The organism is Pelistega europaea, from assembly GCF_013133775.1.
GTDB classification, from domain to species: Bacteria; Pseudomonadota; Gammaproteobacteria; order Burkholderiales; family Burkholderiaceae_B; genus Taylorella; species Taylorella europaea.
In genome coordinates, this window is sequence record NZ_JABGBO010000015.1 from 1 (window position 1) to 11,631 (window position 11,631).

10 protein-coding genes are annotated in these 11,631 nt (G+C 36.3%); 4 read left to right on the forward strand and 6 right to left on the reverse strand.

The genetic code is table 11. The features are described from left to right. Window positions 1-220 precede the first annotated feature (220 nt). The 4 genes from HKX40_RS10410 to mnmG all read right to left on the reverse strand — a co-directional run bounded on the left by HKX40_RS10410 (window position 221) and on the right by mnmG (window position 5,061). Window positions 221-1,204: a ParB/RepB/Spo0J family partition protein gene (locus HKX40_RS10410; protein ID WP_171589519.1), complete on the reverse strand. Its 984-nt coding sequence runs from the start codon at window positions 1,202-1,204 to the stop codon at window positions 221-223. Between the two features lie 169 nt (window positions 1,205-1,373). Continuing rightward, complete coding sequence (locus tag HKX40_RS10415; protein WP_425500461.1) at window positions 1,374-2,156, reverse strand: ParA family protein; 783 nt, start codon at window positions 2,154-2,156, stop codon at window positions 1,374-1,376. Beyond that, a complete protein-coding gene (rsmG, locus tag HKX40_RS10420; RefSeq protein ID WP_171589521.1) occupies window positions 2,143-2,877 on the reverse strand; it encodes a 16S rRNA (guanine(527)-N(7))-methyltransferase RsmG in 735 nt (244 codons plus the stop codon). Before rsmG ends, HKX40_RS10415 begins: the two co-directional genes overlap by 14 nt. 285 nt (window positions 2,878-3,162) lie before the next feature. Then, entirely contained in the window at window positions 3,163-5,061 is a 1,899-nt protein-coding gene (gene mnmG, locus HKX40_RS10425) for a tRNA uridine-5-carboxymethylaminomethyl(34) synthesis enzyme MnmG (RefSeq protein ID WP_171589522.1), read from the reverse strand. 1,744 nt (window positions 5,062-6,805) lie between these two features. Here mnmG and HKX40_RS10665 point away from each other — a divergent pair. The 4 genes from HKX40_RS10665 (at window position 6,806) to HKX40_RS10435 (ending at window position 9,825) form a co-directional block, all read left to right on the forward strand. Then, window positions 6,806-6,994 carry a helix-turn-helix domain-containing protein gene (locus HKX40_RS10665; protein WP_216605238.1) on the forward strand — a complete coding sequence of 63 codons (189 nt, stop codon included), beginning with the start codon at window positions 6,806-6,808 and terminating at the stop codon, window positions 6,992-6,994. Window positions 6,995-7,057: 63 nt separating this feature from the next. Beyond that, window positions 7,058-7,714 (forward strand): RNA-guided endonuclease InsQ/TnpB family protein, encoded by a 657-nt coding sequence (locus HKX40_RS10670; RefSeq protein WP_216605239.1) that lies wholly within the window; start codon window positions 7,058-7,060, stop codon window positions 7,712-7,714. 45 nt (window positions 7,715-7,759) lie between these two features. Continuing rightward, on the forward strand, window positions 7,760-7,987 hold the full coding sequence (locus HKX40_RS10675; protein ID WP_216605240.1) for a zinc ribbon domain-containing protein: 228 nt from the start codon (window positions 7,760-7,762) through the stop codon (window positions 7,985-7,987). Window positions 7,988-8,658: 671 nt separating this feature from the next. After that, a complete protein-coding gene (locus tag HKX40_RS10435; RefSeq protein WP_171589523.1) occupies window positions 8,659-9,825 on the forward strand; it encodes a methionine aminotransferase in 1,167 nt (388 codons plus the stop codon). 1,256 nt (window positions 9,826-11,081) lie between these two features. Here HKX40_RS10435 and HKX40_RS10440 read toward each other — a convergent pair. Together HKX40_RS10440 and HKX40_RS10925 are read right to left on the reverse strand one after the other, a co-directional pair. Continuing rightward, entirely contained in the window at window positions 11,082-11,519 is a 438-nt protein-coding gene (locus tag HKX40_RS10440) for a hypothetical protein (protein WP_171589524.1), read from the reverse strand. An 11-nt stretch (window positions 11,520-11,530) separates the two neighbouring features. Further along, window positions 11,531-11,631: integrase core domain-containing protein (locus tag HKX40_RS10925; RefSeq protein ID WP_171589525.1), on the reverse strand; the 101-nt coding region annotated here is incomplete at its 5' end.

Sequence of the window (11,631 nt, forward strand, 5' to 3'; positions counted from 1 at the left end):
GCTTAGTCCAGCCGTAGGATAGTCTGTTTAATTTAAACCTGTAAGTTATGAATCGCCTTATTCTATGTTCAGTCAGCAGTGATGATTGACTCAGAGTAAAGTTCCAAATGATCACTTTTCATCATTATCAGATAATCTGAAAACACCAGTGAATTATGGTTATTGCTTTTTATCAACCATCAATTTTTAAAAAGACACTCAATATTTTTTAATAAGAGATTTACTCGAAAACAACGGATAGACCCATTTTCTCTAGTAAGGCATTGATATGCTCGCTATCATTAAAATCAATGACAAGCTGACCACTGCCCTTACGACCTAGTTTGAAACTTACTTTAGTCGCCAAATAATCAGATAAGTTTTCTTGTAACCGTTCAATATCCCGATTAACAGGCTTATGACTTGTTTTTGCTCCTGACTTGGCACCCTCACCAGCTAAAAGTTTATTAACGAGCTTCTCAGTCTCACGCACAGAAAGTTGTTTAGCATGGACTTGATTCGCAGCAATGATTTGTTGGGCACTATCTAATGCTAATAAAGCACGGGCATGTCCCATATCAATATCACCAGCATTTAACATAGTCTGTACAGGAGAGGCAAGATTGAGCAAACGAAGTAAGTTGGATGTCGCTGAACGAGAACGCCCAATGGCTTGAGCAGCCTGTTCATGGCTGAATTTAAATTCATTTAATAGACGTTGAATACCTTTAGCCTCTTCTAAAGGATTCAAGTCTTCTCGCTGCATATTCTCAATGAGCGCCATCACAGCTGCATTTTGATCACTAACTTCTTTAATAAGCACCGGCACTTCTTCTAAACCAGCTAACTTTGCTGCACGAAAACGGCGCTCGCCAGCGATAATTTCATACTTATTTTTACCGACAGGACGGACCAAAATGGGTTGCATAAGTCCTTGTTCTTTGATGGATTCTGATAGCTCCATCAAAGCTGTCTCATCCATATGTGTGCGAGGTTGATACTTACCTGCTTGTAAAGCAGTGACCGGTAACGTTTGTGTGCCTACTGTAGGTTTCTTTTGTAAGTCAACTAAGATATCAATATCATCACCTAATAGATTATCCAACCCCTTTCCTAATCCTCCTTTAGAGAGTTTCTTAGGAGCCGCTCCCCGAGCAGGCTTAGAAGCAATGGACTTTGTCAAAGATTTTGTATTTGTGCTTTTTGATGTTTTAGTTCCTTTCATTTCATCACCTACCATTCACCGATTTTTTGATATTGTATCAATTATGCCGCAAAGTTGTCTCCCCCTCTACTTCTAGGCTGTCAATAACGTCAGGCTATTTTTTCTTAATCTATAACGACTGCAACAAGTTATAGGAGAATCCCTTTTCAACAATTACCCATTCCCAAAACTAGCGGGACATGGTTTTTACACGCTTAATTAATTCAGCTCCAAACTGAGCATAAGCCTTGGCTCCCCTAGAAGATTTATCATAATTTACGCCAGGAACACCATAACTAGGGGCTTCCGCAAGACGAACATTGCGAGGAATGATGGTCTTATAGACATTATCCTTAAAGTGCGACACTAGTTGCTCAGATACCTGTTGCTGCAAGGTAATACGAGGGTCAAACATCACTCGTAAAATACCGATATGTGTTAAGTCAGGATTAATGCTCTTATTCACACGTTTAACTGTATTTACTAAATCTGCTAACCCTTCTAGAGCAAAATATTCACACTGCATAGGAATAATCACACCATGAGCGGAACTTAACCCATTTAGAGTGAGTAATGATAAGGTAGGAGGACAATCAATCAAAATAAAGTCATACTGATCCTCAACTAAAGAAATAGCTTTTTTGAGTTGATGCTCACGCTCTTCCAACTGCACTAAATCAATCTCGGCCCCAGATAACTCACGATTACCAGGTAAAACATCATAGCCCCCCGTCTCAGAATGCACCCGAGCCTGCTCTATACTTGCTTGATTGATCAATACTTGATAAATGTTTGTACCCAAAGCATTTTTATCAATACCACTGCCCATAGTCGCATTACCTTGAGGATCCAAATCAATCAGTAGTACTTTTTTCTTGTGACCAACCAAACTTGCCGCAAGGTTAATCGCTGTTGTTGTTTTACCAACGCCACCTTTTTGGTTAGCAATACAAAAAATCTTAGCCAATTTTATTTCCCTTTCTCTTTAAGTAAATCAAACAACGCTCTGCGTCTAACTGCGGAACACAGATAGGTAAATGCTGCTCTACCTGCCAATCTGATTGGGTTTCTAATTCAGCTACTTCATCATCCAGATAATACCCTTTCATAGCAACTAAATGCCCACTTTGTTCAACTAATTGACCTGACAAATTTGCAAAATCTGCTAGAGAAGCAAAAGCCCTTGATATAACCACATCAAAAGGCTCTACCTCAAATTTCTCAATACGAGTATGTTTGGATTTAAGATTAGAAAGCCCTAATATACCTGCTACTTGAGTAATAAATGTTGTCTTCTTTTCCACGGCATCTACACAAGTAACAAACCAAGTTGGATTCATAATTGCTAGCACTACACCAGGCAAACCGCCACCAGAACCAACATCCAATAGGCGAATAGATAACTTTTGTACAGGAACAGTTTCTTGTGGCATAGCAATAGCTCCTTGTACTGTACCCTCATTTTGAGGTGTGCTTTGAATACGCTCTCTCAAAGGAACAACCACAGCTAAACTGTCCAAAATATGGTGGACAAGCATCTGTTCATCAGTCTTAAGCGCGGTCAAGTTATAGGTCTTATTCCATTTCTTCAATAAGTCCATATACCCCAACAGCTTCGCACGCTGATCAGAAGACAGAGACAGCCCCAGCTCCTCTGCCCCTTGCTCTAGCCTACGCTCAATATCCTTGTCCATCGTTTGTCCTAATTCATCATCTGTGGTCAATCAACACTCAAAATTTTTGTCTGCAAATAATTGATCTTGCCAACAACGCCCACCTACTAATACTTACTAGTTTCAACAAAAAGCCTTATTGTTGATAATTGACAAATCCCTCTACATCACACAAAAGAATTTCTAAAAAACTAGATAGCCCAGCAATATGAACAACAGTCTAATCCTATTAAAAAGATACTTCAATACACAAATCTACGTATATTTTGCTATTCAATTTTTAACGATTCCGCTATACTGAAAAGTTTACTTTACAGATACTTGTAATCGTTTTAACTGGATTAACAATAGAGAAATTGCAGCTGGTGTGACTCCCGAAATACGACTTGCCTGACCAATAGTTTCAGGTTTATGTTCTTTGAGCTTTTGACGCACCTCAAACGACAAGTTTGTCATAGCATCATAATCCATGGATGCAGGAATCTTAAGATTCTCATAATGTAAATGACGCTCAACCTCTTCTTGCTGACGTGCAATATAACCAGCATACTTTAGTTGAATCTCCACTTGCTCAATCTCAGTCTCAGTCAATGAATTTTCTGGCAGATAGCTCTCTTCAGTAGGTAAACTCAATAACTCATGATAAGTAACATTAGGGCGTTTTAACAAATCAGACAACAAGTAATCTCTCTCTAATGTCTTACCAAATAGCGCCTGTGCATCTTCCTCTTTATAAGTGCGAGGATTAACGCGAATACTCCTCAAACGTTCAATTTCTCGCTCTACATTATCACGCTTACGGCAATAGGCTTCCCAGCGATCATCTGGCACTAACCCAAGCTCTCGCCCAATTTCAGTCAAGCGATAATCTGCATTATCTTCTCGCAGGCTTAGGCGATATTCCGCACGTGAAGTAAACATACGATAAGGCTCAGTCACCCCTCGTGTAATCAAATCATCCACTAGAACACCCAAATAAGCTTGATCACGACGTGGCGTCCAAGGTTCTAAATCCCGTGCATAACGAGAAGCATTTAATCCCGCTAATAGACCTTGTGCAGCTGCCTCTTCATAACCTGTCGTACCATTAATTTGACCGGCAAAGAAAAGACCTTGGATGAGTTTAGTCTCTAAACTTGTTTTTAATCCTCTAGGGTCAAAATAGTCATACTCGATGGCATAGCCAGGCCGCAAAATATGTGCATTTTCCAACCCAGGCAATGAGTGAATCAGATTTAACTGCACATCAAATGGTAGACTCGTAGACACCCCATTGGGGTAAACCTCATGAGTCAATAAGCCCTCTGGTTCCAAGAAAATCTGGTGTGACTCTTTATCAGAAAAACGTTTGATTTTATCTTCGATAGAAGGGCAATAGCGAGGACCTACTCCATCAATAATTCCAGTATACAATGGCGAACGATCCAGACCATTAAGAATAATCTCATGAGTACGTGCATTAGTATGCGTAATCCAACAAGAAACCTGTCTAGGATGCATTTTTGCATTACCCATATAAGAAAACACAGGCACAGGATTTGTATCTCCTGGTTGTTCAGTGAGCTTAGAATAATCTATTGTACGTGCATCAATACGAGGTGGCGTTCCCGTTTTTAAACGCCCTTGAGGCAGATTCATCTCTTTGAGACGGTGCGCCAGACTAATTGCTGGAGGATCACCAGCCCGCCCAGCAGAGTAATGACTCAAACCTATATGAATAAGCCCATTTAAAAAGGTTCCAGCAGTTAATACCACCGCTCTTGCACGAAACTTGATACCTATCTGAGTAACAGCACCAACAACCTTGTCCCCTTCAAGAATAAGGTCATCTACCGCTTGCTGGAAAATAAATAAATTCTCTTGATTCTCCAATCGACTTCGTATAGCTTGTTTATACAACAAACGATCTGCTTGAGCACGAGTAGCACGAACAGCAGGACCTTTTGACGAGTTTAATATTCTGAATTGAATACCACCTTCATCAGCTGCTAATGCCATAGCACCACCCAAAGCATCAACTTCTTTAACCAAATGTCCTTTACCAATACCCCCAATAGAAGGATTACATGACATCTGACCTAAAGTTTCGATATTGTGAGTTAACAACAAAGTCTTAGCGCCTGTTCTTGCAGAAGCCAATGCGGCTTCAGTACCAGCGTGCCCGCCACCAACTACGATGACGTCAAATTCTTCTGGATAGTTCATTATAAATGCTAGATTGAGAGAAATTTAAAGATGTTTTAAGATTGAATGCCTTATTTTAGCACTTTATCCTTATTTATCGAAATAAAAATTGCAACACTTTGTCCTGCCCAATACTGTTTCACGTGAAACATACATCGATTCACAAAACTTATTAATTCATCAGAGAATTAAGTTTCACGTGGAACATCTACCCAACATATTAGAATCTAATTTTCCTTAATCGTTATTCAGAAACGTAATTTTTTGAAATCGCAGCAACTACAAACATGAACATTTCTAAAACTTAATCACTTTGAAACTCCCAGTTTATTAACAGCTTTCTGAATAACTAAATCATGTTTCACGTGAAACAGGAACCGGTCAATTTACAAAATTCATTAAGTGGATTAAAGTTATGTTTCACGTGAAACGCCTGATTAGTATATTCATCTAAGCAATCAACTCTTGCTTTCAGAATAAAAAATAATTCTGAGTTAAGCATTTGATTCACTTTTGATACTCTCAATTTATTAATGATTTCCTGAATGACTGAGTTAGTTTCACATGAAACAGATGTCAATTTGCAAGGTCATCGATTGAATTGAAGTTACGTTCCACGTGGAACATCTACTCAACATATCAGAATTTAATTTTTCTTAATCGTTATCCAGAAACGTAATTTTTGAAATCACAGCAACTCTAAACATGAACATTTCTAAAACTTAATCACTTTGAAATTCCCAGTTATTAACAGTTTTCTGAACAACTAAATCGTGTTTCACGTGAAACAGATGGCAGTCCATTTCAAAGTTCATTAAGCGGATTAAAGTTATGTTTCACGTGAAACGCCTGATTAGTATATTCATCTAAGCAATCAACTCTTGCTCTCAGAATACACATAATTTTGAGTATAAGCATTTAATTCGCCATTGATGCTCCCAGTTTATTAATGATTTCCTGAATGACTAAATTGTGTTCTACGTGAAATTGCTAGAGCGACTTAATGTCTATCCTATGAATGAAATTATGTTCTAAATATTCTAGAATTCTTGTTAATAGCTAGAACTAAAAATTTGTTCTACTGCGTCTACTAAGGCTAACTATTAGTCTGCTTCTATGTGAATCCATGTATTCATAAGATAATTGTTCACAAACTTCTCTTTATCCCAGCTAGATGGATTTCTTACTGTTGATCCCATTACAAATACAGCTCATTTCTCCTGGATAAAGGGTAAATTTTTCGTTGATTGAGTATGTTGTGAATCCACTCAATCAGAAATACTTCATTGTGTGAGTATGCTACTGTCAAGTTCTATCAAATACTTTATTTTGTGAGTATATTGTGAATCATATTTAGTCAGAAATACTCCATTAGACTACTAATAATGTTTAGCTGCCTTTTAATACATTGATTAATTTTCACTCCCCCTGTTATCTCTATAGCCTTCTCTATATAACCACAATCTATACTTTCAAGCATAGTCTACCCTTGGGGATTATCCCTTACCACATACCCAATATGGATAACAATACTTTTAAACCACTCTCAAGTCTATCAATAGACTTCCTGATTATACCTAAAATGACAACATTACATATTTTGTAGTACATCAGCGATTCTTATTCTTGAATACAACAAACACCAAATAACATCTTTATCAGACCGTGCCGTAAAACCTCGTCGTTTACGGCAAGGATATAAGGAACGAACTACAAAGCAGTTTTTGTATAACAGAATTTAATAGCTTAATTTGAGTAAATTGATATGCTCATTCGCAAAGCCTTTAGATTTGAACTCATGCCAGACGGCGAGCAAATCCGCAAAATTAAGCGATTTTGTGGCTGTTCTCGTTTTGTCTTCAATCGGGCGTTGGCATATCAAAATGAGCAATACAAAGCGGATAAGTCATTCAAATTAAGCTACGCAAAAATGGCTAACCTGCTACCTGAATGAAAGAAGAAATTTCTGTGGTTGCAAGACTGCCACAGCCAAGTCCTACAGCAAAGCCTAAAAGACTTGGAGAGAGCATTTAGAAACTTCTTTGCCAAGCGAGCAGACTTCCCAAAGTTTAAACGTAAAGGCATCAAAGACAGTTTTCGATTTCCTCAAGGGTTTAAGGTAGAGCAGCAAAACGGCCGTGTCTATTTGCCTAAAATTGGCTGGGTGCGTTACCGTAACAGTCAGGCTATTGTGGGCGAATTGAAAAATATCACGGTAAGCCAGCGGTGTGGCAAATGGTATGTTTCCATTCAAACCGAATGGGAAACACAAACCCCAACTCCTAAAGGGGGAGAGATGGGTATTGATATGGGCGTTGTACGTTTTGCGACGCTTTCCACAGGGCAGTACTTTGAACCAATCCATGCGTTTAAAATCTTAAAAGGTCAATTAGCGAAGCTGCAAAAGCAGTTCAAGAACAAGAAATTAGCAAAAACCACACAATTGTGTATGTGGATAATTCAGGACACAAAAACGTACCTGCGTACGATTTTGTGCCTGAATTATCTGAGGAGCTCTGCGACGAAGTGGACAGAATTTCGCAGGCAATTGGACTACAAACTACACTGGAATGAACCGGACACAAAAACGTACCTGCGTACGATTTTGTGCCTGAATTATCTGAGGAGCTCTGCGACAAAGTGGGCAGAGTTTTGCAGACAACCCAGATTATAGTTACTATGGAATGAACCAGATACAAAATATCCTAAAGAAAGTTTTGTGTTGTTCATTCTGGGTGTCTCTGGCACGAAGTGGAGTGGTGGTTACTTAATTACGATTCCACCTCAAAATACCAGTCGTTGTTGTCCTGCGTGTGGACATACGGCAAGGGGCAACCGCCAAACACAGGCGTTGTTTGAATATATGGATTGCGGCTACACGGAAAATGCTGATGTGGTTGGTGCTATCAATGTATTAAAGCGTGGTCAGGCGATACTGGTGGCGTAAAAGTATTCAGGGCAGGACTTGCCCGTAGCGCATGTGAAGTGAACTGTGTAGTAAAGAGTCAGCAGCACGAACCCACCAAAGTGAGCTAACTGGTAGTATCGTTAGACGCAGTAGGAATCCTCTTGTGCAAGTATAGAGGAAGAAGTCAAAAAGTTATCCTTGTAATTAAATAGAGATAATTCAATACTATTTTCATATCTCCATTCAAAAACTTAAAGATAAAAACTGTGGATTACTTTGTGAATAAATCCGATAATATGACACTTTTATGAATTTAAATAAGAGGAATTTATCCATCTACTACTTTGCTATCCATTAACGAAAATAACTAGTAAACAAGCTATTATCAAATAAGTTTACTCTTTTTAAATATCATTTATTTTGCCCTTTTTTATAACTTTTTGTATAGTAAAAGACGGTTGACAGAGCTGTTGATAACTCTGTGTACAAATTTCCAAAATCCGTTCTATTTTCATAATAAATCCTTCCTCTCTCCGCTATTTTTTGGATAACTCTTTGGATAAAACGGCTATTACTGTGTAAAACTTGTTGATAACTCTGTGTATAAGCTTATAATAACTTCCTATTTTCTTAATAAAATTCCTTGTAAACTCATAAAATTAGCTTTATATTTGAAGCATTTCCATTAACTTATATGTCTTAACTCTAAAATGATTCAATCTAAATTACCTGATATTGGAACAACTATTTTTACAGTGATGAGCCAACTATCCGCTGAAAATAATGCTATCAACCTTGGACAGGGCTTTCCTGAATTTAATCCTGATGAAAAACTCATTGAATTAGTAAATCAAGCTATGAAAGAGGGACATAATCAGTACCCTTATATGCCTGGCGTTGCTCCTCTTAGGGAGGAGATTGCTATTAAAGTAAAAGATTTATACGGTGCATCTTATGATCCTCTTAGTGAAATTACCGTAACTAATGGGGCTACAGAGGCTATCATGGCAACTATTCTTGCTACGGTACATACAGGTGATGAGGTCATTGTTATTGAACCTTGCTATGATTCTTATGTTCCTAGTATACGTCTAGCTGGAGGTACTCCTGTATACGTTGCTTTAACTCCTCCTAATGATCAAAATGCTTCATTTACCATTGATTGGGAAAAAGTAGAAAAAAGTATCACTCCAAAAACTAAACTTCTTATTCTTAATTTTCCTCATAATCCCACTGGCATTACTTTGGAAAAAGAAGATTTAGACACAATAGAACAAATTCTAAGCCGTCATTCCATCTTTATTCTTGCTGATGAGGTTTACGAACATATTGTTTTTGATAATAAACCCTTTTTGAGCCTATCAAGCCGACCTGCTATTGCTGAAAGAGCTTTTATTATTTCTTCTTTTGGAAAAACTTATCATACGACTGGTTGGAAAGTGGGTTATTGCTGTGCTCCTGCTGCATTAACTAAGGAATTTCGTAAAATTCATCAGTTCATTGTATTTACTGTATGTTCTCCTATGCAATACGCATTAGCAGAATATATGAAAGATAAGTCTACTTACATGGGTTTGTCACAGTTTTATCAGCAAAAACATGATTTACTTTTTAATGGATTAGCAAAAACAAATTTTAAACCTATTAAAAGTGCAGGGACTTTCTTTTTGCTTGCTAATTATTCAACTATTTCAAATAAAGATGAATATACCTTTGTTAGTGATTTAACTCGTGAATATAAAGTGGGACTTATTCCAGTATCTGCTTTCTACAGAAATCCTAATAGTCCAGAAGCAAATAATCATCTTGTGCGTTTTTGCTTTGCAAAATACAACGACACTTTGAACAATGCTCTATCAAGAATTAGTGATATTTAATATATATAGATAAGAATAGTAATAATACTCTGTGGATAACTAGGATAAGTTAAAAAAGTAGTGATTTTTTAATAAGTTATAGATTGAGAATAATGTCCATAATGTTGTTTTTATAAAATGTAAAAAAGAGGATAAAAATAGATTCCTAATTAAAAAATTCATTTTTTAAAGATTCATCCTCAAGTTATCCACAGAGTTTTTATCCATTGCAATACCTTCAATTATTGACTAGAAGGATTTACTTCTCTTTATTGTTGTAAAAGAATACTAAAAAGTCCCTTAATGTTGCCTGTTAACTTATTTTGGTAGGTTCATACTACAAAGGATTAAGCATTAATGAAACTTGCCATTAGCTAATCTTGATGGATTTATACTGCAAAATGCATTATTAGCATGACTTACCTTCTCTGCACCACAAATAAGGTTTTTCATTGTACGAGTATATTGCAGTTCATTCTGTTAAAAATACTCCATTGTGCAAGTATGCTGTAGTCAACTTCTGTCAAAATCCTTTATTGTTCAAGTATGCTACAGTTAAATTTTGTCAAAACTCTTTATTGTGTGAGTATGCTACGGCTAAATTCTGCCAAAAATAATTTATTCTGCAGGAATGTTGTGAATCATATTTAGTCAGAAATACTCCATTAGACTACTAATAGTGTTTAGCTGTCTTTTAATACATTGATTAATTTTCATTCCCCATGCTGTCTCTATAGCTTTCTCTATATAACTACAATCTGTACTTTCAAGCATAGTCTACCTTGGGTGATTATCCTTTGCCACATGCCTTAATATGGGATAACAGAGTTTTTAAATCACTCTTAAGCCTAATACCTTATGATTACACCGAGAATAACAGCATCAAAAACTCAAATAATATTTTGTACTGTTATATATAAAGATAAAAGTAATAATAATACTCGTTGGATAACTTGGAAAAGTATAAAAATATGTTAAAAATCAAATAATTATTAAAATAATATAAACATTATAAAGTTGTGATTGGTTATTTTATAAAAAAGAATAAAAAAATAGATAAGGATAAAAAAATGAGTTATCCCCATTGGCTTAACAAGTTATCCTCAAAGTTTTTACAACACAATTAAATTTTAAAAAAGATAAATGGAGAAAAACTAGTTATCACACACCAATCAAGGAAAGATAAATGCAAAGGTTCCATAATTTATTAAAAACACTATATGCTATTAACTTCATTTTTCAATAGGGTTATAAATTTTAATTAGAACAATACCTATTTATTTACCATTTTCATTAATATAGCGAATTCGTCTCTCATAAAGTGAGGGATTAAATTTAGTATAAATAGAAAAACTACCATCTAATGAAACGTCACCATAGGCAATAATGGAATCTTTAGGATAAGATAGGGAAGGTGTATTAGAAAAAGTATTGAGATACTTACCAACACCAGCTACTGTCTCCATAATGCTTGGTGTATAGCTAAGAAAAACCATCCTTAAATCTTTATTGTAGTCCTCTTCCATAAAATTAAAACCTACTGCTTTGGCATGTTTAATAGCTTCTTTAATATGTTCCTTTATTTTATTTTTATCTTTAAATTCTTCAGGATTATCAATAAGAATTACCACACAAAATCCATTGTAAAAAACATCGCCTTCATAGATATCCGAGTAATCTCCAAAATAAGGATTTAGCCCCTGTACCCATCCCATTTTTAGTACAACTAAGAAGTAGAAACGGAATGCATTTGTTTGTACATTAGGGGTGTTAAACCTTTTAGTGCATCATGGGGTCTTTGCGTATTATAAACAGTTAACCACTCTT